Source organism: Zoogloea sp. JDB1 (assembly GCF_056724025.1).
In genome coordinates, this window is sequence record NZ_CM161496.1 from 1,779,541 (window position 1) to 1,803,307 (window position 23,767).

General features: G+C 65.6%; 21 protein-coding genes and 1 riboswitch. Of the genes, 5 read left to right on the plus strand and 16 right to left on the minus strand.

Annotated elements, in window-relative coordinates; translation table 11 throughout:
• Positions 1-103: 103 nt before the first annotated feature.
• The gene (locus tag AC1PPK_RS07890; RefSeq protein ID WP_481117287.1) at positions 104-730 is read right to left on the minus strand and encodes a glycoside hydrolase family 19 protein; all 627 of its coding nucleotides are present in this window, start codon (positions 728-730) and stop codon (positions 104-106) included.
• A gap of 258 nt (positions 731-988) precedes the next feature.
• On the opposite strand from AC1PPK_RS07890, the gene AC1PPK_RS07895 reads away from it, so the two are divergent.
• A complete protein-coding gene (locus tag AC1PPK_RS07895) occupies positions 989-1,450 on the plus strand; it encodes a hypothetical protein (RefSeq protein WP_481117288.1) in 462 nt (153 codons plus the stop codon).
• Between the two features lie 58 nt (positions 1,451-1,508).
• Here the strand turns inward: AC1PPK_RS07895 and AC1PPK_RS07900 are convergent, their stop codons facing one another.
• The 5 genes from AC1PPK_RS07900 to thiC all read right to left on the minus strand — a co-directional run bounded on the left by AC1PPK_RS07900 (position 1,509) and on the right by thiC (position 6,460).
• Positions 1,509-1,898, minus strand: a complete 390-nt coding sequence (locus AC1PPK_RS07900) for a cupin domain-containing protein (RefSeq protein ID WP_481117289.1) — start codon at positions 1,896-1,898, stop codon at positions 1,509-1,511.
• Positions 1,899-1,900: 2 nt separating this feature from the next.
• A complete protein-coding gene (locus tag AC1PPK_RS07905) occupies positions 1,901-2,269 on the minus strand; it encodes a VanZ family protein (RefSeq protein WP_481117290.1) in 369 nt (122 codons plus the stop codon).
• 33 nt (positions 2,270-2,302) lie between these two features.
• Complete coding sequence (locus AC1PPK_RS07910) at positions 2,303-4,039, minus strand: NAD-binding protein (protein WP_481117291.1); 1,737 nt, start codon at positions 4,037-4,039, stop codon at positions 2,303-2,305.
• Between the two features lie 5 nt (positions 4,040-4,044).
• Positions 4,045-4,428 (minus strand): DUF6394 family protein, encoded by a 384-nt coding sequence (locus AC1PPK_RS07915; protein ID WP_481117292.1) that lies wholly within the window; start codon positions 4,426-4,428, stop codon positions 4,045-4,047.
• Between the two features lie 115 nt (positions 4,429-4,543).
• Positions 4,544-6,460 carry a phosphomethylpyrimidine synthase ThiC gene (gene thiC, locus AC1PPK_RS07920; protein ID WP_481117293.1) on the minus strand — a complete coding sequence of 639 codons (1,917 nt, stop codon included), beginning with the start codon at positions 6,458-6,460 and terminating at the stop codon, positions 4,544-4,546.
• Positions 6,461-6,499: 39 nt separating this feature from the next.
• Positions 6,500-6,601, minus strand: a riboswitch (TPP riboswitch).
• A gap of 197 nt (positions 6,602-6,798) precedes the next feature.
• Here thiC and AC1PPK_RS07925 point away from each other — a divergent pair.
• Complete coding sequence (locus tag AC1PPK_RS07925) at positions 6,799-8,244, plus strand: carbonic anhydrase (protein WP_481117294.1); 1,446 nt, start codon at positions 6,799-6,801, stop codon at positions 8,242-8,244.
• Between the two features lie 261 nt (positions 8,245-8,505).
• Here the strand turns inward: AC1PPK_RS07925 and AC1PPK_RS07930 are convergent, their stop codons facing one another.
• Together AC1PPK_RS07930 and AC1PPK_RS07935 are read right to left on the minus strand one after the other, a co-directional pair.
• Entirely contained in the window at positions 8,506-9,783 is a 1,278-nt protein-coding gene (locus tag AC1PPK_RS07930; protein ID WP_481117295.1) for a putative O-glycosylation ligase, exosortase A system-associated, read from the minus strand.
• A gap of 449 nt (positions 9,784-10,232) precedes the next feature.
• Positions 10,233-12,830, minus strand: coding sequence for a response regulator (locus AC1PPK_RS07935; protein WP_481117296.1), 2,598 nt, complete (start codon positions 12,828-12,830; stop codon positions 10,233-10,235).
• A gap of 290 nt (positions 12,831-13,120) precedes the next feature.
• Between AC1PPK_RS07935 and AC1PPK_RS07940 the strand changes: the two genes are divergently transcribed.
• Positions 13,121-14,341, plus strand: a complete 1,221-nt coding sequence (locus AC1PPK_RS07940) for an MFS transporter (protein ID WP_481117297.1) — start codon at positions 13,121-13,123, stop codon at positions 14,339-14,341.
• Between the two features lie 13 nt (positions 14,342-14,354).
• Here the strand turns inward: AC1PPK_RS07940 and AC1PPK_RS07945 are convergent, their stop codons facing one another.
• The 8 genes from AC1PPK_RS07945 to AC1PPK_RS07980 form a co-directional block, all read right to left on the minus strand.
• The gene (locus tag AC1PPK_RS07945; RefSeq protein WP_481117298.1) at positions 14,355-14,495 is read right to left on the minus strand and encodes a hypothetical protein; all 141 of its coding nucleotides are present in this window, start codon (positions 14,493-14,495) and stop codon (positions 14,355-14,357) included.
• Entirely contained in the window at positions 14,492-15,154 is a 663-nt protein-coding gene (locus AC1PPK_RS07950; protein ID WP_481117299.1) for a tetratricopeptide repeat protein, read from the minus strand. The genes AC1PPK_RS07945 and AC1PPK_RS07950 overlap by 4 nt, the downstream gene beginning before the upstream one ends.
• Before the next feature lie 9 nt (positions 15,155-15,163).
• Positions 15,164-15,970: an SDR family oxidoreductase gene (locus AC1PPK_RS07955; RefSeq protein WP_481117300.1), complete on the minus strand. Its 807-nt coding sequence runs from the start codon at positions 15,968-15,970 to the stop codon at positions 15,164-15,166.
• Positions 15,967-16,626, minus strand: a complete 660-nt coding sequence (locus AC1PPK_RS07960; RefSeq protein ID WP_481117301.1) for an iron-containing redox enzyme family protein — start codon at positions 16,624-16,626, stop codon at positions 15,967-15,969. Before AC1PPK_RS07960 ends, AC1PPK_RS07955 begins: the two co-directional genes overlap by 4 nt.
• Positions 16,610-18,118, minus strand: a complete 1,509-nt coding sequence (locus tag AC1PPK_RS07965; protein ID WP_481117302.1) for an AMP-binding protein — start codon at positions 18,116-18,118, stop codon at positions 16,610-16,612. Before AC1PPK_RS07965 ends, AC1PPK_RS07960 begins: the two co-directional genes overlap by 17 nt.
• Complete coding sequence (locus AC1PPK_RS07970; RefSeq protein ID WP_481117303.1) at positions 18,115-18,813, minus strand: thermostable hemolysin; 699 nt, start codon at positions 18,811-18,813, stop codon at positions 18,115-18,117. The genes AC1PPK_RS07965 and AC1PPK_RS07970 overlap by 4 nt, the downstream gene beginning before the upstream one ends.
• A 203-nt stretch (positions 18,814-19,016) precedes the next feature.
• Complete coding sequence (locus AC1PPK_RS07975; RefSeq protein ID WP_481117304.1) at positions 19,017-19,490, minus strand: type 2 periplasmic-binding domain-containing protein; 474 nt, start codon at positions 19,488-19,490, stop codon at positions 19,017-19,019.
• A gap of 8 nt (positions 19,491-19,498) precedes the next feature.
• Entirely contained in the window at positions 19,499-20,566 is a 1,068-nt protein-coding gene (locus AC1PPK_RS07980) for a hypothetical protein (protein WP_481117305.1), read from the minus strand.
• A gap of 27 nt (positions 20,567-20,593) precedes the next feature.
• On the opposite strand from AC1PPK_RS07980, the gene AC1PPK_RS07985 reads away from it, so the two are divergent.
• Together AC1PPK_RS07985 and AC1PPK_RS07990 are read left to right on the plus strand one after the other, a co-directional pair.
• On the plus strand, positions 20,594-22,381 hold the full coding sequence (locus AC1PPK_RS07985; RefSeq protein WP_481117306.1) for a sensor histidine kinase: 1,788 nt from the start codon (positions 20,594-20,596) through the stop codon (positions 22,379-22,381).
• Positions 22,378-23,745, plus strand: coding sequence for a sigma-54-dependent transcriptional regulator (locus tag AC1PPK_RS07990; RefSeq protein ID WP_481117307.1), 1,368 nt, complete (start codon positions 22,378-22,380; stop codon positions 23,743-23,745). The genes AC1PPK_RS07985 and AC1PPK_RS07990 overlap by 4 nt, the downstream gene beginning before the upstream one ends.
• The last annotated feature ends 22 nt before the right edge of the window (positions 23,746-23,767 follow it).

Below are 23,767 nucleotides of genomic sequence, written 5' to 3' on the forward strand. Positions count from 1 at the left end.
GCCTTGTGGAAAGGCGCGGTGCGCCAATGCGCTGTGCAAGGCCTGTAAGCCCACTATAGACAGCCCCGGAGCGTCTTTCAGGTGTCCCCCTGCATGTGTGCACTCACAAGAGTGCTTCGATCTGCTTGTAGAGCGTGAACCGTTCCTGGACGCCGACGAAGCCGCCGTTGATGCGGCGGGTGATCTCCCGGAAGTCCTCCAGGTCGTCATCGTCCGTCTTGTCGTCGGCGAGGGCGTTGAGCCCGTGGCTCTGCCAGAACCAGGCGGCACTGAGCACGGCATACACGGGTTGTTGAAGGAATTCCGGATTACCGACCAGATCGGCACCGATGGCCTTGCCTGCCGCAGCGTAGTTGCTCCGGCCGGTGAGTTGGATGAGGCCCCGGCCACGGTAGTGGAAGCCGTCGCCGCTGTTCACGTCACCATTGCCGAGCCGGTTGGCATAGACGAAGTTGCCCAGTTTCTGCTCGTTTTGCGCATAAGGAGTCGCGGCGTCGAGGGTGGGGAAGCGCTTGGGCCAGACCTTCACCAGTCTTGCTGCACTGTAGTTCAGTGATTCGACGAGGTTCCGGAACTGCCCCGACTCGTGTCCGGTCTGGGCAAGGAAGCTGCAGATGCGGTCGCGGGTGTTGATCTCGTATTTGGACAGTGCTGGGGCGAGCGCTGCGGCCCAGGCATCGGGATTGGGGCAGAGGGGAAAGACCTTCTTCAGCGTGTCGGCGGTCAGCATGCTCATTCTCCGTGGGGCTGCCGTTGAAGCGTGGGACAAGTGGCAAAGGGGCCGGGCTATCGATGCAGGTGGCGTAGCGCCTCTCCGTTATAGCCCGCGGTCTCGTCTTTGCAAGCGCGCGGCTGGAATGGCGCTGGCCTCGTCCGCGCAAGTATCCCCATCGAGAGGACGTCCGGTGGCAGAGGATGTGGCGGTATGGCATGCGCTTGATAAGATGCCGCGACACGGGGCCTGGTCCTCATCCGGAGTTTTTCAACGATGCGCATGCTGTCCTTCCTGTTGGGTGTCGCAGCCGTGGCGTGGAGTGCTGGCGTCATCGCGGACGCAGGCAATCTGTGCCGTGGGGGCGAGAGAGCGGTCTGGTCTTGCCGCGCCGGCACGAAGTACTACTCCCTGTGTGCATCCACGAATCTGGGGGCGCAGGACAGCTATCTCCAGTACCGGGCCGGCCGGCCGTCGAGGCTGGAGTTCCGCTTTCCTGGCGGGCTGATCCACCCGCGCGGCCATTTCAGGTTTGGGCTGTTGGCCCATGGGGCGAACCTGGAGTTCGAGCGCGGAGCCTACCACTATGCGATCAGTGAGGATCTGAAGGGGCAGACGTCGATCCTCGTGCGTCTGCCGCAAGGCAGGATGGCATCCGTCGACTGTGCCGATGCAACGCAGACCCTGACCGAAAACGCGACCATCGATCTGTTCAAGTCTGCCGGCCTGACGGAATAGCTGAGCTGACCGCGGCGTGCAGCTGGTTCGCCGAGTCGATGAATCCCGCTGGCGCTGGTCAGTCCTCGAGAATTTCCGTGTCGTCGTGGGTATAGGCTGGCGAGCAGCAGCACAGGATGCGCAGCGCGTCGTCGCCGTTGGCTTCGATGCGGTGGGGCGTGCCGGGCGGGATGCAGATCGTGTCGCCTACTATTACCGGGAACTGATGGTCGCCGAGGGTCATCAGGCCGCTGCCGGCGGTGATGTGGTAGAGCTCTTCAGTCAGGTGATGGCGGTGCAGCAGCGTCCGTGTGCCGACCGGTACCGTGGCCTCGGCCAGACTCTGGGCCGCGTTGCCGTGGACCGCGGGGTGCATCAGTTCCCGGATCTCGGAGCCGTCCTTGGTTAGATAAGGCGGAACCTGTTCGTAGTGCTGGATCTGTGGTGCTGTAGGTTTGCGTGGAGGCATGATCAGGCCATGGAGGTGTCGCGATGGCCGCGCAGGCGGATCAGTCCTGCGCCGATGACCAGCCCGCTGGAGTCGGCGACCACATCCCACGGATCACCCACCCGGTTAAGCGTGAAGAAGTGCTGGGCCAGTTCGATGAGCACGCCATACAGCAGCAGGCCGATGGCAATGGACCACAGACGGCTGGGCCAGCCGCTCCAGCCGAGCAGCATCAGCACCAGGAAGGCGGAGCAGTGCTCCAGCTTGTCCTGGAAGGAGAAGGCGTTGAGTGCCTCGGGCAGCGGGATCATCGCCATGGTGAAGATGACGATCAGCGACAGAACGAAAGTCGCGCGCGACAATCTCGGCGGGAGGATTGGGGTAGTTCTCATGCGGAAAATGCTGTTGTGCTATCTGCCGGCATTCTAGCGTGTCTCCGCGGAATCCGGGCGACGTCGCCTGGCCAGCCATTCCCAGATCAGGCCGCCGGGGCTGTCCCGTCCGGTCAGCACGAAGCGTAGGCTGTGCTCGTTGAACAGTGTGAGGCCAAGTTCCTTGCGTGCACTTTCGCGGCCGGCGAACAGCAGATGATCACCGGGCTGCAAGGTCTGGTCGAGGTCCGGCAGCAACTGCGGGGGCTGGCCGTCCCGGGCCAGCAGCAGGGGGATGCAGCCCAGATCCGGACGGTCGGTAAGCGGCGCCTTGAGGACGTCGGCGAGGCTGGGGGCCGTGCCGCCATGCATCAGCAGGCGGTGCAGCGCGGGGGCTTGGGCGAGGTTCAGCTTCACGCTCCACACTGCGGGTACGGTCCAGCCGAGTTTGCCGGTGAGCTGTTCGAGTACGGAGCTTGCCCACGCATCGCCGGCCTGCCTGACGGCATCGAGGAACAGGGACAGCAAGGGGGTCGTCAGCGTGGCGAGGCATTCATGGGCGACGATCTCGCTGGGGACGACCGAGAAATCCGCGCCCACGGCATTGAACAAGGTCCGGTTGGCAACCTGGTTCTGGCGCAGCACCGTAAACAGGCCGGGGTTCAGCGTGCGGGCGGTGACGACGATGGACAGGTTGTCGATGTCGTTGCCGGTGGCCGCCACGATGCCGACAGCGTCGCCGATGCCGGCGTTGCCCAGCGCGTCGCCGCAGGCGCCGTCGCCCTTCACGCCGACGCGCGGCGGATCGACGAAGACCTTCTTGTCGATGATCGTCAGCGGTAGGTCGGCCTTCTCGAGGGTGGTCGCCATGACCTTGCCGAAACTGCCATAGCCGCACAACACCCATTTGCCCCGCGGCGGTTCCCGGTGGCGCGTCACCGTGGTGCCGGGCAGGCCGGTCAGCCACAGCAGCAGGTGGTAGGCGGACGGGGAGCGCAGGGCCAGGGCCATGTACTCGCCGAACTTCTCGAAGGGGTTGATGATGTGGCGAGTGCCGAAGGACGCCATGTTGGCCGCGGTGTCTGCGTGCTCGGCCCGGCACAGGGCGGGGACGGACGGGGCCAGCAGGCGCGCGGCGATGGCGATCGCCAGGTTGGTCGGGTCGTGATCGGTCAGCGCAATGACGCCGCGGCACTGGGGCTTGGTGAGGCCGGCGAAGATCAGGGTGTCCGGTACGCCGGCGTCGGCGCACAGGGCCGGCATGTCGGCGGAGTAGCTCTGTAGCTCCAGGTCGGCGATCTTGCCTTCATCGTTATCGATGACGACCGCCCGGTAGCCCATCTCGTCGAGGGCCTGGCAGATCAGGTGGCCGGTTTCGCCATAGCCGCAGACCAGGAAGAAGGCCTCTCGCAGGCGCCGCACCTGGCGTGCGAAGCGCTGCACCGCCAGGGCGTTGAGGAAGTTCTTGTCCTGCAGCATCGCGAACACGGTGCCGAGGGTGTAGGCCCAGCCGATGACCGACAGGTAGATGCAGACGGTCACCCACAGCCGTTGCTGTTCCGAGAAGGCGTAGGGGATCTCCCCGAAGCCGATCGTCGTGGCGGTGTAGCTGAGGAAATAGGTGGCGTGGAAGAAGCTCATCCGCTGCGGTACGCCCTGCGCGTCGGGTGGGCCAGGAACCAGCGTCAGCCCGAGGACCGACACCGCGAAGATCACGATCAGGGTCAGCAGCGGCGCCCGCAGGCGGCGCAGGACCAAGAAGATCGTGCTGGCGGGTGTGCGGTCCAGCACTTGGGTCAGCGCCGTTGCATGATCGTTTCGGCGATGAGGATGATCACCGATATCACGTTGGCGAACAGTGCTCCGCCGGACAGGGAGACGATGCTCGACATGCTGGCGGCGGTGACTCCCGTGCCGGCCACATGGGTCGCGTAGCCCCACACCATCGCAGCGGCCAGCAACTGCAGGTCTGCCACTAGGCTGGTCGCCAGGTGCACGGCGCCGATCTGCGTCCGGTCGCCGAACTTGAGCACCGTGGCGATCAGGTTGACGACGATCGCCGCGAATAGCTCGTAGATGTCGTGGTGAACCGGGTTGTCGAGTTCGCCGATGAAGAAACCGAAGTTCAGCGTGGCGGCAAAGACGATGAAGAAGCCGAAAATGACTTTTTCCAGGTTCATCGAAGGTGTCCGGAGAAAAGGTATGCGCGGATGCTACACCGCCGGGATGGAATGAGGGCCTGACCCTCGCTTGGCTGGCGCGGGTCAGGCCCTGCTCAGGCCGTTTCCGGATGGATCAGACCTTCTGGTAGATCTCCGCGCCGCTCTTCACGAACTCGACGGCCTTGGTCTCCATGCCCTTGCTGAGCGCTTCCTCTTCGCCGATACCCTGCTTCGCCGCGAAGTCGCGCACGTCCTGGGTGATCTTCATCGAGCAGAAGTGCGGGCCGCACATGGAGCAGAAGTGGGCCACCTTGGCGGACTCCTTCGGCAGGGTCTCGTCGTGGAAGCTCTTGGCCTTGTCCGGGTCCAGGCCCAGGTTGAACTGGTCGTCCCAGCGGAACTCGTAACGGGCCTTGGACAGTGCGTTGTCGCGGATCTGCGCGCCCGGGTGGCCCTTGGCGAGGTCGGCGGCGTGGGCGGCCAGCTTGTAGGTGATGATGCCTTCCTTCACATCGTTCTTGTCCGGCAGGCCCAGGTGCTCCTTGGGGGTCACGTAGCACAGCATGGCGGTGCCGTACCAGCCGATCATCGCGGCGCCGATGCCGCTGGTGATGTGGTCGTAGCCGGGGGCGATGTCGGTGGTCAGCGGGCCAAGGGTGTAGAACGGGGCTTCCTTGCAGTGCTTCAGCTGCAGGTCCATGTTCTCCTTGATCAGGTGCATCGGCACGTGGCCCGGGCCTTCGATGATGGTCTGCACGTCGTGCTTCCAGGCGATGTCGGTCAGCTCGCCGAGGGTTTCCAGCTCGCCCAGCTGTGCCGCGTCGTTGGCGTCGTAGATGGAACCGGGGCGCAGGCCGTCGCCGAGACTGAAGGCCACGTCGTAGGCCTTCATGATCTCGCAGATTTCCTCGAAGTTCGTGTAGAGGAAGCTCTCCTTGTGGTGGGCCAGACACCACTTGGCCATGATCGAGCCGCCGCGGCTGACGATGCCGGTCATGCGGTTGGCGGTCATCGGGATGTAGCGCAGCAGCACGCCGGCGTGGATCGTGAAGTAGTCGACGCCCTGCTCGGCCTGTTCGATCAGCGTGTCGCGGAAGATCTCCCAGGTCAGCTCCTCGGCCTTGCCGTCCACCTTCTCGAGGGCCTGGTAGATGGGCACGGTGCCGATCGGCACGGGCGAATTGCGGATGATCCACTCGCGGGTTTCGTGGATGTTCTTGCCGGTGGACAGGTCCATCACCGTGTCGCCGCCCCAGCGGGTAGCCCAGGTCATTTTGTCCACTTCCTCGTTGATGGAGGAGCCGAGCGCCGAGTTGCCGATGTTGGCGTTGATCTTCACCAGGAAGTTGCGGCCGATGATCATCGGCTCGGACTCGGGGTGGTTGATGTTGTTGGGGATGATGGCGCGGCCGCGGGCGACTTCGGAACGCACGAACTCGGGGGAGATCTCGCCGGGGATGCTGGCGCCGAAGTCCTGGCCCTTGTGCTGGCGGGTCAGCAGTGCGGCCATCTTCTCGCCCTGCGGGCCGGTGGCGCGCAGGCTGTCGATGTAGGCCTGACGGTTGACGTTCTCGCGGATGGCGACGAACTCCATCTCCGGCGTGATGATCCCCTGGCGGGCGTAGTGCATCTGGGAGACGTTCTTGCCGGGCAGTGCGCGGCGCGGCTTCCTGTGCAGGCCGGGGAAGCGCAGCTCATCGAGTTTGGAATCCAAGGCGCGGGCGCGGCCGAACTCGGAGGACAGGTCGGCGAGCACTTCGGTGTCGCCGCGTTCCTCGATCCAGCCCTGGCGCAGGGCCGGCAGGCCGGAGCGGATGTCGATGCGGGCGGTCGGGTCGGTGTAGGGGCCGGAACAGTCGTAGACGAAGATCGGCGGGTTCTTCTCCCCACCAAAACCCGTGGGCGTGTCGGCCTGGGAGACTTCGCGCATCGGCACCTGGATGTCCGGGCGGCTGCCTTCGACGTGGATCTTGCGGGAATTGGGCAGCGGCGCAACGGCCGCTTCGTCCACGTGGGCGGACGAGGCGAGGAATTTGTCGGTGGCGTTCATGGAGGCTCCTTTGGGGGAGGGCCGCCGGAAGAGGGAAAGGCGGCAGGAGCCACGTTTCCCTACGCCGGCACGACCCGGATCAGGTTCGGAGGGTAATTCTCAGCCGGGCGATCAAGCGCCACGGCACCCCTAACGTTTGTGACGGCAAAGTACTGGAAGCCATAGGTAAACGCAAGATTTGGCGGGATTTTCTGTCGATACCGCAGCGTTGGGGGCAGTGGGCTGCAGGGACGGAATTCGACGGGAATGGCGCCATGCCTAAAGGTTTGGGTTGTTACGGCCGAAATAGGTAGCAATTGGCCATCCAGTGGCCACGCATATTTCCCGGAGACGCAACCATGCGCCAACGCATGCGACCCCTTGCTGTAGCCCTGCTGGCTTTCGCCGGCATGACGTCCGCCCTGGCGGCCGACTGGCAGACTGTCGCGTCCGACAAGAAGCGGACCATTGAACTCGACCGCGCCAGCATCCTGCAATCCGACCCCGGCACCAAGGTGGCGTGGGGGCGGATTGTGCTGTCCGACGCGGAGGCTGTTGCGGCAGGCTATGCGTCGGTGAAGGCGCTGAATCGCTACGACTGCCGCAACCAGACCTTTGCCACCGTCAAGCGCGTCTATTTGGACGCCGACGCGATGGTCATCAAGGACGAGAAGGTCAAGGTCGAGAAGGACATGCCGGTCGCGCCGGGCAGCGTGGACGAGCGGCTGTGGCGCGATGTCTGCAAGCCCGCAGGCGGGGTGGCTGATATTTCCCGACTCGCCAAGACTGCGTCCAGGGCTGCCCAGACTGCCCAGGCCGGCAAGCCTGAACTACGGTCGGCAGACTATCGGCCAACCAAAGGGGCCGAGAAACCCGTGACGACTCAGGTCGCTGAGGGCAAGGGTGAGCATGCGGACGAGATCACGCTGCCGATCAAGAAGAATTTCATCGAGAAGCCTGCGGCCCCCAAGGGCGAGGCGGCCGAAAAACCAGTGCGTGCCGAGGCACCGCCACCGGAGGTGCAACGGGTGCCGGTCTACATTCCGGCGCCGCGCCCACGGCCGCGCGTCGCACGGGCTCCGGTGCAGTATGCCGAGTCTCCGCGCCCCGTCGCGCTGGCACACCACGAGATCCACTGGAGTTATGAGGGGGACAACGGCCCACCGAACTGGGGTTCCCTCAAGCCCGAGTGGCAGCTGTGCGGCAGTGGCGAGCGGCAGTCGCCGATCGATATCCGCGAAGGCATCAAGGTGGATCTGGAGCCCATCCAGTTTGATTACCATCCGTCCAACTTCCGCATCGTGGACAATGGCCACACCATCCAAGTTAACCTTGGCCAGGGCAACACAATGTCGGTGATGGGGCGTGTCTACGACCTCGTCCAGTTCCATTTTCATCGGCCGTCGGAAGAGCGGGTCAATGGGCGCGGTTTCGACATGGTGGTGCATCTGGTGCACAAGGACCTGGACGGCCGGCTGGCGGTGGTCGCAGTGCTGCTGGAGCGCGGCAAGGCGAATGCGTTGATTCAGACCTTGTGGAACAACCTGCCGCTTGAAAAGAATGCCGACTATTCGCCGGAAGGGGTCAGCATCGATCTGAACCAGTTCCTGCCGGAAAACCGTAGCTACTACACTTACATGGGGTCGTTGACCACGCCGCCGTGCAGCGAGGGCGTGCTGTGGATGGTCATGAAGCAGCCCCAGCCGATCGCGGCCGAACAGATCGCGATCTTCTCGCGTCTGTACCCGATGAACGCACGGCCGATCCAGTCCGTACGCAGTCGCCTGATCAAGGAGTCGCGCTGATCCATGTCTGCGGCGCCGCTGGCGCACGGGGCGTGTCTCCCGGTGGTGATGCGGATGTGCGGGCCAGCCCCTGTGGGGCTGGCCCGTGGCTTTTGTGGTGATTGCTGTTTGATTGGCTCTTGTGTGTGAGCAGCCAGCGTCGCTCAGTACCTGGCTGCGCCTGCGTGGACTCAGTGCTGGCCCTGCAGGCGGCTCCCGGTGGCCCTGTTCAGGGCATCCATGGTGGTGTTGCGTTGATCGGGGGGGCGCATGGCCAATGGATCATGCAATTTGAGCCCTGCCGGCCAGTTCTTTACTCTCGGCTTCCTTCCGGTGAGTCTTCAGCCAGCGCCATGAGGTGACGAGAATCACCATGATGTTGTACGGAAGGTCGAAGTAGGCCAGGCTCAAGAAGGCGCCGCCCACCGCATATCCAATGAGGGAGACCTGGCACATCCCGGCCAGATGGAATAGCCAGAGTAATTCAGGATCATGTCTGGTTTCCTTCCGGATGCGGCTTGCAATGCCCAGCGAGCTCATCCATACGCCGAGGAAAAGGAACAAGCCAATGTAGCCGTGTTCGGCCAGGACCGAAAAATAGATGCTATGGGCGACATGGATGTCGACGGGGTTGGGGGCGTACCAAGCGAAAGTCTCAGGCGTATACGCTTCAAAACCAGCACCGGTGAGACGATGGTTGGCGATATTGACGGCCAGATGCCACGCATTGATACGCCCCATGGCCGACCCATCGTTCTGATAGTCCTGGATGGTACTCATCCGGGACTCCCAGGTGGAGGGCATGAAGCTGATGAGCAGTGTGCCGACCAGGGCGATTGAAATGCCCGTGAGTGCCTTACGTTCAGAGCGTAGCCATAGCACGAATCCCATCGCTGCGATTGCCAGGAGGGCTCCACGGGATTGAGTGCCCAATGCAGCTGCCGCTGACAGTAGCGTCAGTGTGAGCAAGCCTCGCTTGACCCACTTCTGCGGCGAAACCAGGCGTAGGTAGTTCATCAGCGGGATAGTCATGATGAGCGCGGTGCCGAGCTCATTGTTATCTTCGATAAAGCTCCCTGGCGGGCCCCAGACACGCGCTCCGCCACCCGTGAGAACGGTAAAGAATCCCCCTTTCAGCCCAAAGAAACCGATCGAGAGCACGTTGATCCACAGGAATAGCTGGATGTGTCGGCGTTCGTGCAAGGCTGCCAGTGCAACAACAGTCATTATCTGGATCTTGAGGACCTTCTTGAGTTGAACGATTGAATCCTCAGGATAGATCGCTGTTGCTGTAGTGACGAACATCCAGGTGATGAACAGGGCCAGAAAGATGACCGGGCGTTCTTTGGGTATTGCGAGTGTATCTTTGGTGACGGCCAGCGAAATCAAGGCAGCCGCAGCGGCGATGGCTGCAAACGGCATATCGAAGGCGAAGCCGTACGATAGGCGATGCGGATTCATGAGGCTTATCCAGGACCACAGATTGACCGCCACGTAGGTATGTTTTACCGCTTTGGGGAGGGCCCAAAGCAGGATCAGGACCAGCAGCAGGTCACGCACGGGATGCCTCGCGGGATAGCGTAGTGCATTGAGTCAATGCAGAAATGAGTGTGTCGCGAAAGGGCCAGGGGCGCAGCCGGTGGGGCCTGCGCAGGTCCGGTCGAAGCGCCTTTGCAGGGCGAACTGTAGACGGTTCCTTTTTCCGGTGCGGGTATTCTTCTGCGCCCAGATCGCGGGCAGTACTGAGGAAGGCCGGTACCGCTACTGCCATCGAAAACAGGCCTGTTGCCTTTGGCGCCAGCAGACGCGTGACGATCATCGAAAAAGCCACACCTGCTGCGTGGTGATCGAAAAGCGGGAAGGCGATAGTTCTACGAGCGGACAAGGGAATTACCGGCGAATATACGATCAGTCGGGGCGCCAAGTTTAGCCGACTCGACGCTACCTATTTGCGAAAAAATGCCCTCTTGCCGATAGTTGCCAACGGCATCACGGGGCTGTCGGTGTCTCTAGGTTGCCAGATGTTGTGAGCAGGTCTCGAAGCGTAGCAAGGCTTCATCGAGCAATTGCCAGTGGCCAGCCAAGCCTGGGGCAGAAAGAGGGGGCGCAAGGACGCCTTCGAGCGCCAGGCAAGCGTCGGCAATTCCCGTCAGGCCGAGAGTTGCGGCTGTGCCCCGGAGGGCATGGGCGCGGCGGGAAAGTGCAATATTGTCCTGTTCGTCGAGGGCTTGGCGCAGGTGCATGCGTTCTTGGGGGAGGCTTCGCCGGAAACTCTGCAACAGGGTCCGGTAGGCCGCCGGCTTGCCACCCGTGTTGCGCAGGCCGGCAGGGATGTCCAGCTCCGGGATATCGGCCAGGGCGGTCAGCGGGGCCGCGGCAAGCTTTGGCGTCGTATTCGCCAAAGCTTGCACGCTGTCTGTCTCGATACGTGGTTTGGCAGGTAGCCAGGCCAGCAGCGTGGCGTACAGCGCTTCGGGATTGACCGGCTTGGCGATGTGGTCGTTCATGCCGGTATTCAGGCAGGTCTGGCGGTCTTCGGCAAAGGCGTTGGCAGTCATCGCCAGGATGGGGATCTGTGTGTAGCCAGGAAGGGCGCGGATTGCCCGGGTGGCCTCGACGCCGTCCAGTTCGGGCATCTGCATGTCCATCAGGATCAGGTCGTAGGGCTGTGCGGTGGCCATCGAGACAGCTTCGTTGCCGGTGCGGGCGAGGTCGGCGCTGAGGCCTGCCTGGGCGAGCAGGGCCAGGGCGACCTGCTGATTGGCTTCCATGTCTTCGGCCAGCAGGATGCGGCAGCCACCGCACTCGGTGGCCAGACGAGGGGCAATGCCCGGGTCAGCAGCATGGGGGGCGGCGTCGCCGGGGAGAAAGTCGTCAGTGCGTGCCAGGCGCAGCGTGACCCAGAAGGTAGAGCCGTGGCCGGGGCTGCCCTCAACGCCGACGTTACCATTCATCAGGCAGGCCAGGTGGCGGGTGATCGCAAGTCCCAGTCCGGTGCCACCGAACTTGCGCGTGGTGGCTGAGTCGGCCTGCTCGAAAGCCTCGAACAGGCGGGCCTGCTGAGTGGAGTCCAGGCCGATGCCGGTGTCGCTGACTTCGAAGCGTACCGTCCAGCCGTCTGGATGCTCTGCCGTGACGAAACCACGCAGCGCTATGTGCCCGCGCTCGGTAAACTTCACCGCGTTGCCCAGGTAGTTGACCAGGATCTGGCCGATGCGGGTGGCGTCGCCGAGCATGACGGGTGGTAGTGCGGCGATGTCCACGCCGATGCGCAAGCCTTTGGCCCGGGCTCGGGTGGCGATCATCTCGACGGCCTGCTGGACGACTGTCGCGGTCCGGAAACCGACCGTCTCCAGCTGGAGTTTGCCGGCCTCGATCTTGGACAGGTCGAGGATGTCGTTGATGAGGGCGAGCAGGTGGGCCGCGGCGGTGGAAATGTGTGTGATCCAGTCCTGCTGGTCCGGTCGTGGGTTCCCCGTCTTCAGAAGATGGCTGGCGCCGATGATGGCATTCATCGGGGTGCGGATCTCATGGCTCATGTTGGCCAGGAAGGCACTCTTGGCCTGGCTGGCCTGTTCGGCGGCATCCCGGGCGGCAAGCAGCTCGGTGGAGCGCTCGGCAAGGCGGCGATTGCTGTCCTCGAGCTGCCGTGTGCGTTCCGTGAGCAGCGCGTCGGCCTGGCTCTGGTGATGCATGGCCCGGGCCACCAGCAGGCCAAGGGTGACCAGTACCGCCCCTCCCAGCAGGCTCAGGAGCAGCCCCCGGTTCCATTCGGCAAAGGCTTCGTCGGTGGGAATGCCAACTACCACGTAGAGGGGGTAGCGGACCGCTTTGCGGTAAGCGTTCATGCGCTCGATGCCGTCGATCGGTGAGATGCCGATCTCCAGACCGTCAGTACTCCCGCTGCGAATCGCATTGACAACCACCGGGGTGGTGCGAGCTTGTCCGACGGCGTTTTCGACCGTCGGCTGGCGGACGATGATGCGGCCGATCCCATCCACTACGCTGATGCGTGTACGCGGTGACAGACCGAGGGTGGAGTAGTAATCGAGAAAGCCTTCCGCCAGCCCGAAGTTGGCCACCACCATGCCGCCGAAGCTGCCGTCCGGCAAGTCGAGGCGGCGGGCGATCTGGACACCCCATTTTTTCGATACGCGGCCCTTGATCGCTCCGGACACTACCGGTTGATGCCGGCCACTGTTCTTCAATTCAAGAAAATAGTCCCGGTCCTCGAGCGTGCTGCCGGGCGGGCTGCCGACCGAGTTGACGTAGACGTGGCCGGCCGCGTCAGTCAGGGAGATGGAGACCACGCCATTGGTGCGGTGCTGGTGGGCGACGAGCAGGGCGGTCAGCTCATCCCGGCGGCTGGCCGGGAGTTGCCGGGCATTGCCTAGATCGGTGGTTGTAACGCGCTCCGCGATGCTCTGCAGCATGTCGTCGACCCTATCGATGTTGCCGGAGGCGTGCTGTTCGATCATGCGGGCGAGGGTCGTTGCCCGATCTTCGGTTTGATGCCAGATGGTGTCCCGCGACGCGACCAGACTCCCCATCAGGAACAGGATGAAGCAGGTGACGATCAGCAGGATCATCGAGACATTCTTGTTCACTGTGGATGCTTCCGGGATAGGGCTTAGCCGGGGACGGGTGGCGCCATGGCCCAAGTTGAAAACTGTTCGGAATATACAGAAAGGGTGAAGGCTTGCGGAGGAAGGAAGTCACTGCATAAGGTGGGAAAATTGAAATGCTCAAAATGGGTGCCGTGGTGGCTTGGATGCCTGGGGAGCGTGGCGATGCTGCTGCTGTTTTCAGAGGTTCCCGTCTGGGGGGTATGGGGCTGGACGTCAGCACTTGGGATGAGGCAAGGTGCTGGCGGTCGGACTGGATAAAGGGTGTTCGCATGGAAGGCGGCGACAAGGCGGCGATGACATTCGGCGCCGTGGCGGGACGGATTCCGCGCGGCATCTGGGCGCTGGGGCTGGTGTCGATGCTGATGGACATCTCGTCCGAGATGATCCACGCGCTGTTGCCGGTCTATCTGGTGTCGGTGATGGGCGCCTCGATGCTCTCCGTTGGCATCATCGAAGGCATTGCCGAGGCGACCGCGGCAATCACCAAGGTGTTTTCGGGGGCGTTGTCCGACTGGCTCGGGCGGCGCAAGCTGCTGGTAACGCTTGGCTACGGCCTGGCGGCCTTCACCAAGCCGGTGTTCCCGCTGGCCGGGACGTTGGGCTGGGTGGTGGCGGCCCGTTTCGTAGACCGCATTGGCAAGGGCATCCGCGGTGCGCCGCGGGACGCGCTGATCGCCGATCTGGCGCCGCTGGAGCTGCGTGGGGCGGCTTTTGGCCTGCGCCAGTCCCTCGACACCGCCGGCGGCTTCATCGGCCCGTTGCTGGCGATCGGCCTGATGGGGCTGACCGCCGATAACATTCCGCGGGTGTTCTGGTTCGCGGTTGCCCCGGCTTTCGCGTCCTTTGCGGTGATCCTGCTGGCCGTGCACGATGCGCCGCGTCCGGCTCAGGTGCGCAATCCGCGGATGCCCCTGTCGGGGGTCGAGCTGGCGCGACTGCCAGCTTTCTATTGGGGCATCGTGGCGCTCTCTGCCGTGTTCACGCTGGCTCGTTTCAGCGAGGCTTTTCTCGTCCTGCGCGCGCAGGAGGTTGGTGTGGCGCTGGTTTACGTGCCAGCGGTGCTGGTGGTAATGAATGTGGTGTATTTCCTGTCCTGCTACCCGATCGGCGTGCTCGCCGACCGTTGTCACCGGGGTACGCTGCTGACGTTGGGCCTGGCCGTTCTGGTGCTCGCCGATCTGGCGCTGGGCGTGGTCGACGGCCTGCCCGGCTTCGCGCTGGGCCTGGTGCTATGGGGGCTGCACATGGGCATGACCCAGGGCTTGCTGGCGACGCTGGTGGCCGATGCGGCGCCGGCTGAGTTGCGGGGCACGGCCTTCGGTGTCTTCAACCTGGTGGGCGGTGTCGCGCTGCTGGCCGCCAGCGTGATTGCCGGCGGCCTTTGGGATGCCTTCGGCTCCCGCGCAACCTTCCTGGCTGGTGCCGTGTGCGCGGCGCTGGCCTTGCTGGGAGCCTTGCCGCTGCTGCGCCGCCGGCCGCAGGCCGGCTGATGGCGCACTGGCGTCAGAAGCACATGGCCAGGATTTCCCGGTACAGCCAGTCGTAGCCGGCCACGCCGCAGGCGGCGGTCAGTGCGCAGAGAGCGTAATCCACCAGGCGGCTGCGCCAGGGCGGGGCGGAAGCCGCTTCGGCCAGGGTGTTCATTTTGCAGCCAGCTTGTCGGCGTGCTTGCTGCGGATCTCGTCGAGCAGGGCCTGCACGTCCTTGTGGCGACCGGCATCCGCATCTTCGCGGCCGGGGCGTGGCGGGGCGGTGAGGGCTTGCTGCAGGTGCTCGACGGCGCCAGCGTAGTCGCCCTTGTCGGCCAGGTAGTCGGCGTAGAAGTAGTGGGCATCGATGCCCTTCGGATTCATCTTCAGTGCTGTTTCCAGGTATTGGCGGGCCCGGTTCTTGTCGCCGAAGCCGATCGGCCAGCCCGGCACCTTGGCGTACAGGCTGCCGAGGCTGGTGTAGACCGAGCCGTGGAGGGTCTGCGGGTCGATCTTCTCGGCGGCCAGCAGCAGGTCGCGGGCTTGCTTGGCGGCGGACAGCGCGCCGAGGCCGCCGTTGGCCTTGGCGTAGCTGGCCAGCACGATGGCCTCCCAGACCATCGGCTGGGGCTTGCCCGGTTCGGCGACGACCAGCTTGTCGGCTTGCTCGGCAAGTTCCTTGAAGGCCTTTTCATGTTCCTTGGCCGGCGCCTGGTAGTTGATGCGGGCCCAGCGGTGGGCGATGTCGGCCACGGAAGGTTCGAGCTTGCCGTCATCGGCCAGGGCGGTGGCGGACAGCAGGGCGAGCAGCAGGGCGGCGAGGGGTTTCTTCATGGGGGGCTCCTAGTTGGATTCGGCCAGATGGCGGCGGGCGAAGGGGCGCATCTGGCGCCCCTGGCGGATCAGCGCCCGGTCCACCAGGCGCGGCAGGATGGCGTTGAGGCGGACGAAGAGCTTCTCCGGCCAGCCCAGGTAGGTGTCAGCGGCCTTGTGCAGCACGGCGGCGAGGACCTGCTCGGCGACGGCCTCGGGGCTGTCCTGGTGCGTGCCCAGCGCATCGGCCATGCGGGCGACGGCTTCACTGTTGATCGCAGTGCGGGTATATCGGGGCGCCACGTAATGCACCTGTACCGGTCCGCCGGCCAGCTCCCGTCGCAGCGCCTCCGAGTAGCCGCGCAGCGCGAACTTGCTGGCCGAGTAGGTGGCGAAGCACGGGAAGGCGATGGAGCCGAAGATGGAGCCGACATTGACGACATGGGCTTCAGGCCGGCCCTGCAGGTGTGGTAGCAGGGCCTGAATCAGCTGGATCGGTGCCACCGTATTTACCGCGAAGGTTTCGGCGGTGGCGGCGGTCGACTGGTCGGCGCTCAACCCGAAGTGCTGTACGCCGGCGCAGTTGATGACCCCGTCGAGGCTGCCGAAGGCGTTGATGGCCTTGCGGGCGACGTCCGCTGGTGGCGTAGTGAGCAGGTCGGCGATGACGAGGCGCGCTTCATGGCCTTCGGCGCGCAGGGTGGCGACGAGCTCGATCAACGGCCTGGACTGGCGGCCGAGCAGCACGACACGGGCGCCGGCACTGGCGAAACTGCGGGCGAGGGCGCGGCCGATACCGCCGCTGGCGCCGGTGATCAGGATGGTCTTGTCTTTCATGCGGCGTCTCCGGTGGGCAGGCTGCGGATGAGGTCGCCGTACAGGCGGAAGAAGCGGCTGGCGGCGTGGATCAGGGCGGCCTTGTCGGCAGGATCGTCGAGGCGGTTCACCAGCGCGCGGAAGTGCTCCATGTGGCTGATGTCCAGGCTGCCGTGGCTGCTCAGGTAGCTGAAGGCGCGGGGTGGCAGGTCAAGGGTGGGGCCGAGGGTGCTGGCGAGCTGGCTGGCCAGCGTGACGCTGGTGCTCTCCAGTACATAGACCATGCCGAAGAAGCCGACTGGATTGCCGCGCTGCACGGTGTCGTAGGCGTAGGCGACCATCAGCTCGGTCTCGAAGGCAGGCTGGCCATGGCGGACCGCTTCCGCGTCGCCACCGGCAGCGGCGATGTCGTTGAGGATCCACTCCTGGTGGCCCAGCTCCTCTCCAATGTAGTGGGCTACGGCGTCGCGCAGCCATTCCAGGCGGGCCGGCAGGCGGCCGCCGCAGCTCATCAGAAGCGGCACGGTGTGGCGCACGTGGTGGTAGGCCTGGGTCAGGAAGGCCAGGTATTGGGCGCGGCCGACACGTCCGCCGAAGGCGTCGGCGATGATGGGGGCGGACAGCAGGCGGGCGCGTTCGTCGCGGGTCGCCTGTTCCAGTTCAGCAAAGCAGTCCATGGGGCTCTTTCGATGTATCGGACGGATGGGGTTCGGCGAGGGCGTCGGCATACGCGGCGGTGATCGCTTCGCGGCGCGGACGGCCGTTGGTGGTGAGCTGCCCGTTGTCGGGGCTGAAAGGCGCGGTGGCGCGGAGCCACGCGCCGATGCGGGCGTAATCGGGCAGATCCCGGTTGGCGGCGGCGATGGCCGCATCGATGTCGGCTTGGCTGGCCCTGCCGCGGGGCACGATTACCGCGACGTTGCTGCTGCGGCCCTCGCCGAATACGGCGGCCTGGGCGATCGGCGCCTGCAGCAGTAGTTCCCGCTCGACCCACTCCGGCGCTACGTTGCGGCCGAAGGCGGTGATGAACATGTTCTTGCGGCGGCCGGTGATGTGCAGCCGGCCGTCGGCGTCCAGATGGCCGACGTCCCCGGTGTCGACCCATTCGTCGTGGCGCGGCTCTTCGCCCAGATAGCCGAGGAAGCCGGTACCGCCGACATGGATGGCGCCGCCGGGGCCGATCGCCAGCGTCACATGGGCGAGGGGGCGCCCGACGCAACCCGGCCGGTTGTCGCCAGGGCGATTGACGGCGACCACCGACGCGCATTCCGACAGGCCGTAGCCCTCGAAGACCGGCAAACCCAGCGCGATGGCGGCTTCCAGCAGGCGCGGCGAGACCGGGGCACCGCCGACGGCGGCATAGCGCAGCGTGGGCGGGTGCGCCGCGCCGGTGCGGATCGCCGCGACGAGGGCCAGCAGCAGTTGTGGTACGAGGATGGTCGAGGTGGCGCGGGCGGCGTTGAGGGCCGCCAGCAGGCGGGCCGGATCGACGCCGGCGCTGCCGTTCAGGCCGACCTGTTCGCCGGGCAGCAAACGGGTCGTCGCGCCGGCCAGCAGCGGAACGTACAGTCCGCCGATGTTCTCCAGCAGCGTCGCCAGGGGCAGCAGGGCCACGTGGCGGTCGTCCGGTCGGGCCGCGCTGGCTTGCTGCAGGCTGGTGGCCACGCTTTCGATGGCCTCGCGCCCCAGGCAGACGCCCTTCGGCGTACCAGTGGTGCCGGACGTGAAAGTGATCTTGAGCGTACCGGGGGGCAGATTCGCCGGTGCCGAGTCGAGCCGGCGAATGTACAGGCTGCCGTACAGCAGGCGCGGCGCGCCCCGGCGGGCGAGCGTGCTCAGGGCCTCCGGGCGGTCGCTCAGCAGCAGGTCGATGCCCGCCTGGCTGGCCGCGTGGGCGTGCTGGGCCGGCGTGAAGAAGGTCGGTAGCGGGACGAGCGGAATACCGGCGGCGAGGCAGGCCAGATCCGCCACCGCCCAGTCGGGGCCATTGTCGGCGAGCAGTCCGACGACGCGCGGGCGCAGGGCTTGCAGGATCTCGGCCAATGTCGAGACCGCTTCGGCGAGTGAGGCGTAATCGAGTTTGTGCTGTGCGCCTTCCAGTGCAGGGGCCTCGGGCTTCGTTGCCGCGTGGCGGTTGAGGGCGGCGATGATGGAGCTGGGGCCGCTCATGCTTTGCCACCCTGGTGCTGGCCCGTGGCGATGGCCGCGAAGCCCTCGTGGATGTCGCCGAACATCACCCGCGGGCCGTGCTGATAGTAGCTGCCCCAATCGGCCTTTTCGGCGGCGGATAGGCAGGCCGGATTGGCCAGGGCCAGTTCCCGCGGCGCCAGGCCCAGGCGGGCGAAGGCGTTGCGCAGGGCCGTGGTGCCGGTGAACACCACCCAGCGGTGGCCTTCTTCATGCAGGCGTTCCGTGATGCGCAGGATCAGGGCGCGGAAAGTGCCCGCGCCGCGCCCGGCCAGTTGGCCGACCTCGACGATGCTGTGGCGCTCCACCGTCTGTCCGATGGCCGCGGCGATGGCCTGCTCGATCGGTTGCGCCAGATAGCGTTCGAGAAACAGCGGCTGCCCGGCGGCTTCCCGCAGGCCGCAGACGCCGACCGGCTGGCCGGACGGTGCCTGCAGGCTGAACAGACGCGGCATGAAATGGCCGATCCGTGCTTCATAGGCGGCGGCGAAACGGCTGCTGATCATGGTTTCGGCGGCCTGCCGGCCGTCGCCGCTGTGTTCGATCAGGCGCGGAGCATCGTTCCGGGTAAGGGCTGGATGGTCACTCGCGGCCTGATCGAAGGGTGGGAAGAGTTGGGGGCCGGCCGGCTGCGAGCCGGCAAGCGGGGTTCTGAACGGAATTTGCAGTGCCGACACGGCGACTCCCTTCGATGGCGATGGGGCCGACGTACTCGCCGGCTTTGCAGTCGCTATCGCAAGAGGGGTGCCACATGCCGTGAAGTGGACTTAAGTGATTGACGTAATATGGAAAAATTGGTCGCTAAGGTGGTGTAAGGACCGTGCGGCAGTACTGCAAGAACTTGCAGTACTGCAAAAACGGTAGACGGGGATTGCAGGCCTCAGCGTGGGCAGGGCAGGCCGTCGTCTATCGTCAGCACCACGTTCACCCGCTTGTCGGCGAGGCAGACCGGTACGTAGCCGATGGCGCCCGGCGTGGTGGCGACGAGGCGGATCACGGCCTCCTCGGAGCTGGCGACGAAGGGTGGCAGCTCGCCATGGAAGTACTGGTCCCGCCAGTAGTCGTCCATTTCCTCCGGCGTACGGCCCAGGATGGCGACGGAGAAGGCCTTCCGGATGTTCTGGCCGGCCGGCAGGTTGACCGGCGCGATCCGGCGGCCGTCTGGCCACAGGCGTTTCTTGCGCTTGTAGATCAGGGCCAGCTCGTGCTTGTCCAGGTCGCGGACCGTGTAGCCGGGTGCGACGATCACCGCGATGCCGGACAGCTCGGCGGCGTCGGCCAGGCCGGCGGCACCGAGCAGCAGTGGTACGAGGCACGCGGCGAAGCAGCGGCGCAGGATGGGAGCGAAGGGCATCAGCGGGTTCAGAACAGCACGCTGATGGAGGCCAGCAGGCCTTCCGGTGTGCCGTCGGGCAAGTGGCTGCCGCCAATGACCTCGGCCTTCAGGGACAGGGCCCGGTCGTAGCGGTAATTGAGGCCGGCGACCCAGTTGCGGGCCGGATGGTCGGTGCCGTCGAGGCGCATCTGCTCGACGCGGCCGACGGCGTAGAGGCGGCCTCGCAGCGGCGCCACCACCTGCACGAAGCCGCCTTTCTCGGTATGCGGCGCGCCGGCGCTGGAGCCGCGGTAGATGCCTTCGCCGGAGATCTCCCAGCGATTGTGGGTCCATAGGAAATCCATGCCGGCCAGGCGTTTGCGCTCGCCGCGGGTTTGATCCTGCTCGAAATCGACGAGGGACAGGCCGACCTGCAGCTTGTTGCTGACCGGCAGGTTGAAGTGCACGCCGCGGGCTTCGGTGAAGGGGTCTTCAGCGGGCTTGCGGCGCAGTTCGGTGCCGGACGAAACATAGACCGAGTAGTCCATCTCCCGCTCGCCGATTTCGGTCGTGCCCTGCAGCATCACACCGGTGGCGTAGCCGGGGAAGACCGCGTGGGTCACCATCGGGCGGGACGTGGTCCACACCAGCGGGTCGGCGTGGATCGGGTTCCAGCGCCCGATCGGGGTCAGGAACTTGCCGACGCGTACGGTGGCGGTGTCGTTAACGGTGTAGTCGAAGTAGAAACGCTCGAGGGCCAGGAAGCGCTCTTCATCCGGGCCGGTTCGCCTGGTGGCCAGGCTTTCCTCGAAGTCGGTCTCCGAGAAGAACTTGAGGCGCCCGCCGCCTTCCCACCACAGCATCAGGCTCAGGTGGTCTGCGGTGAGGCGCGGATCGCGGCCGCGCACGTCGTCGTAGCGTGCAGTGGCGTAGCCTCCGACGGTGAAGCCGCTGTCGCCGAGGGGCAGGCCTCGCCCCAGTTCGTAGTTGCCGAGGCGGATCGGCGTCGGTGCTTCATCGCCGTCGTCGGCCCGGGCCTGAGTGTTCAGCAGAAGCAGGGCCGGCAGCAGGACGCACAGGCAGGCCCGCGCTTTTTCGTATACTCGGCAGTCCATGTCCCGATGCGGTTCTCCGTTGATAACGTGCCCAGACCGGTAACGATCCGCAGCACCCTGCTCAAGGCCTTCGTCGTGGTGGCCCTGGCGCCCGCCATACTTCTGGCCGGCCTGGCGTTTGTCAAGGCGCGCCAGGCCTTGCAGGCCGAGATCGAGCAGAGCTTGGCCAGCCAGGCGGGGGCGATTGCCGCCGACCTGGACAAGGTGCTGTTCGAGCGCCTGCAGAACGCCGCGATCTGGAGTCGCCTGGAGGTCATGCAGGATCTGCAGGTGCAGGACGTGGATCGCCGCCTGTCCGCGTTCCTCGCCCGTCTGCAGGAAGGTTATGGCGGGGTGTATCGGGATCTGTCGGCGTTGGACACTGCAGGGCGGATCGTCGCCAGTAGTCGGCCAGCCGCTTTAGGCCAGGTGATCAAGCATGATCGATCTGACCGGAAAGTGAGCCTTTCCGGCACGCCGCTGGCGCTCAGCCTGCCGGCTCCAGGGGCAGTGGGGCCGGCGGCCAGCCTGTCGATCAGCGCGCCCGTCCTGTCCCGCTTCGACGATGCGCCCCTTGGCGAGTTGCGTCTGGAGTTCGACTGGCAACAGGTGGATGCGATGCTTGACCGGGCCGCCGGCGATGGCCGCACGCTGGCCATCATCGATGGTGGTGGTCGCCTGATTGCGGCATCCCGCCGTCTGCGCGATGGTCTGTCGGCCGACCCCGGGCCGACGAACGGGTGGTCCCGCATCTCGACTGCGGCCGGTGCCTACGTGCTCGATGCGACGCCGGCCTATGGGGCGACGGTGGCGGTCGGCGTCGGCCGGGCTGCGGCCTTTGGCGGTTTTGAAGGTCTGGGCTGGCGCACGCTGGTGATCCAGCCCCTCGACGAGGCGTTGGCGCCGATCCACCGCATGGTGGCGATCGCGCTGCTGTTGCTCGGGGCGCTGGTGGGGGCGACCTTGCTGCTGGCGGTGTGGGTCAGCGGGGCGATCGCCCGGCCCATCGTTGCGCTGACCGAGTTCACCCGCCGCTACCGGCGCGATGGCCGTCTGGCCGGCGCGCCGCCCGGTGGGGCCGGCGAGGTAGGCGAGTTGTCGGCGGCTTTTGTGGAAATGGTCGGCCACATCGACGAATCCCAGCGCAACCTGGTGCGGGCCTCCAAGCTGGCGATGGTCGGTGAGATGGCCTCGGTGATCGCCCACGAGGTGCGCACGCCGCTCGGCATCATCCGTTCGTCGGCGCAGATGCTGCGGCGGGAGCCGGGCCTGTCGCCGGAAGGGCGGGAGATGACCGGCTTCATCGACAGCGAGACCGAGAGGCTCAACCGGCTGGTGTCGACCATGCTCGACAGCGCCCGGCCGCGTGCGCCGGTGTTCGTGCCGACCGACGTGCATGGGCTGATCCGCCGCTGTTTCGCGCTGCTTGCCGGGCAGGCGGCCAAGAAACAGGTGCTGTTCGCCGAAGCCCTCGACGCGACGGATCCGCTTGCCGAGCTGGACGTGGAGCAGATGAGCCAGGTCTTCCTCAATCTGATCCTCAACGCGCTGCAGATCCTGCCGGAAGGTGGCACCGTCAAGGCCTTCAGTATGGATCTCGGTGACGCGCTTGAGATCGGCATCGGCGACGACGGGCCGGGTATCGTGCCGGAGGAGCGCGAGCGCATCTTCGAGGCCTTCTTCTTCCGCCGGGAAGGCGGGGTAGGTCTCGGCCTCGCCATCGTGCAGCAGATCGTCCAGGCCCATGGCGGCACCATCGTGGCGGGGCAGAGCCCCCTCGGCGGCGCCTTGTTCACCCTTCGTCTGCCCCGCCATGCGGGGCCGCATAGCTCATGAACCCGAGTTACATCCTCGTCGCCGACGACGAACCCCACATGCGCCGTGTGCTGGAGATCATGCTGCGCCAGATGGGGCACACGGTCTTTTCCGCCGGCGATGGTCTGGAAGCGCTGGAGCTGGCCCGCCAGAACCCCCTCGACCTGATCATCACCGACATGCGTATGCCGCACATGGACGGCATTACGCTGCTGTCGCGCCTGCGCGAGGAAGGGCTGGCGGTGCCGGTAATCGTCATCACCGCCCACGGCACGGTGGAGTCGGCGGTGGATGCGATGAAGCGCGGGGCCAGCGACTACCTGCTGCGGCCCTTCGACCTGGAGGCGCTGGAGCTGGCCATCGAGCGGGTTCTCGGCTCGGCCCGGATGAGCCGCCAGAACGCCTTCCTGCGCGAAGAGCTGAACCGTGGCTGGGAAGGCTTCGTCGGCACCAGCGCGCCGATGCAGGCCGTTTATCAGCAGATCCGCCAGGTGGCGCCGAGCAAGGCGACGGTGATGATCACCGGCGAAACCGGCACCGGCAAGGAGCTCGCCGCACGGGCGATCCATGCCGCGTCGCCGCGGGCCGAGCGGCTTTTCGTGCCGATCAATTGCGCGGCGATTCCCGCCGAGATGCTGGAGAGCGAGCTGTTCGGCCACGAGAAGGGGGCCTTCACCGGCGCGGTGAAGGAACGGGTCGGCAAGTTCGAGCTGGCCGATGGCGGCACGCTGTTCCTCGACGAACTTACCGAGATGCCGATGGCCCTGCAGGCCAAGCTGTTGAGGGTGCTGCAGGAGGGAACGCTGGAACGCCTCGGCTCCAACCGGACGATCAACCTCGACCTGCGCATGATCGCCGCCACCAACCGGGATCCGCGGCAGGCGATCGCCGACGGACGGCTGCGGGAGGACTTGTTCTATCGCCTCAACGTGTTCGCCATTGCCTTGCCGCCGCTGCGTGAGCGCAAGGAGGACATTCCCGGTCTGGTCGCCCATTTCGCCGCCAAGCACGGACGCAGCGGTGCCGCGCCGCTGGCCGAGCCCGGGCTTTATGAACATCTGGCTGCCTACGCCTGGCCCGGCAACGTGCGCGAGCTGGAGAACATGGTCGAGCGGGCACTGGTGCTGGCTGGCGGCGGCACCCTGCGGCAGGTGCATTTCGTCTTCGATACGCCGCCGCTCGTTCCGTCGGTCACCGGCCATGCCGACAGTGACGTGCCGGAAGGCCCGATGAACGAGGTGGTGGAGGCCCTCGAGAAGCGCATGATCGAGGCAACCCTCGGCCGTTGCGACGGCAACAAGACCCGCGCGGCGGCGCAGCTCGGGATCAGCGAGCGGACCCTCTGGTACAAGCTCAAAAAGTACCGCGGCGAGGCCGCGGAGTAAGGCGCGCGCGTGCCGTCGACCC

Excerpts from the sequence above, each read along its gene's own strand:
- AC1PPK_RS07890 (WP_481117287.1), bottom strand. The coding sequence starts at position 730 with ATGCTGACCGCCGACACGCTGAAGAAGGTCTTTCCCCTCTGCCCCAAT.
- AC1PPK_RS07895 (WP_481117288.1), top strand. The coding sequence starts at position 989 with ATGCGCATGCTGTCCTTCCTGTTGGGTGTCGCAGCCGTGGCGTGGAGT.
- AC1PPK_RS07900 (WP_481117289.1), bottom strand. The coding sequence starts at position 1,898 with ATGCCTCCACGCAAACCTACAGCACCACAGATCCAGCACTACGAACAG.
- AC1PPK_RS07905 (WP_481117290.1), bottom strand. The coding sequence starts at position 2,269 with ATGAGAACTACCCCAATCCTCCCGCCGAGATTGTCGCGCGCGACTTTC.
- AC1PPK_RS07915 (WP_481117292.1), bottom strand. The coding sequence starts at position 4,428 with ATGAACCTGGAAAAAGTCATTTTCGGCTTCTTCATCGTCTTTGCCGCC.
- thiC (WP_481117293.1), bottom strand. The coding sequence starts at position 6,460 with ATGAACGCCACCGACAAATTCCTCGCCTCGTCCGCCCACGTGGACGAA.
- AC1PPK_RS07925 (WP_481117294.1), top strand. The coding sequence starts at position 6,799 with ATGCGCCAACGCATGCGACCCCTTGCTGTAGCCCTGCTGGCTTTCGCC.
- AC1PPK_RS07940 (WP_481117297.1), top strand. The coding sequence starts at position 13,121 with ATGGAAGGCGGCGACAAGGCGGCGATGACATTCGGCGCCGTGGCGGGA.
- AC1PPK_RS07945 (WP_481117298.1), bottom strand. The coding sequence starts at position 14,495 with ATGAACACCCTGGCCGAAGCGGCTTCCGCCCCGCCCTGGCGCAGCCGC.
- AC1PPK_RS07950 (WP_481117299.1), bottom strand. The coding sequence starts at position 15,154 with ATGAAGAAACCCCTCGCCGCCCTGCTGCTCGCCCTGCTGTCCGCCACC.
- AC1PPK_RS07955 (WP_481117300.1), bottom strand. The coding sequence starts at position 15,970 with ATGAAAGACAAGACCATCCTGATCACCGGCGCCAGCGGCGGTATCGGC.
- AC1PPK_RS07960 (WP_481117301.1), bottom strand. The coding sequence starts at position 16,626 with ATGGACTGCTTTGCTGAACTGGAACAGGCGACCCGCGACGAACGCGCC.
- AC1PPK_RS07965 (WP_481117302.1), bottom strand. The coding sequence starts at position 18,118 with ATGAGCGGCCCCAGCTCCATCATCGCCGCCCTCAACCGCCACGCGGCA.
- AC1PPK_RS07975 (WP_481117304.1), bottom strand. The coding sequence starts at position 19,490 with ATGCCCTTCGCTCCCATCCTGCGCCGCTGCTTCGCCGCGTGCCTCGTA.
- AC1PPK_RS07980 (WP_481117305.1), bottom strand. The coding sequence starts at position 20,566 with ATGGACTGCCGAGTATACGAAAAAGCGCGGGCCTGCCTGTGCGTCCTG.
- AC1PPK_RS07990 (WP_481117307.1), top strand. The coding sequence starts at position 22,378 with ATGAACCCGAGTTACATCCTCGTCGCCGACGACGAACCCCACATGCGC.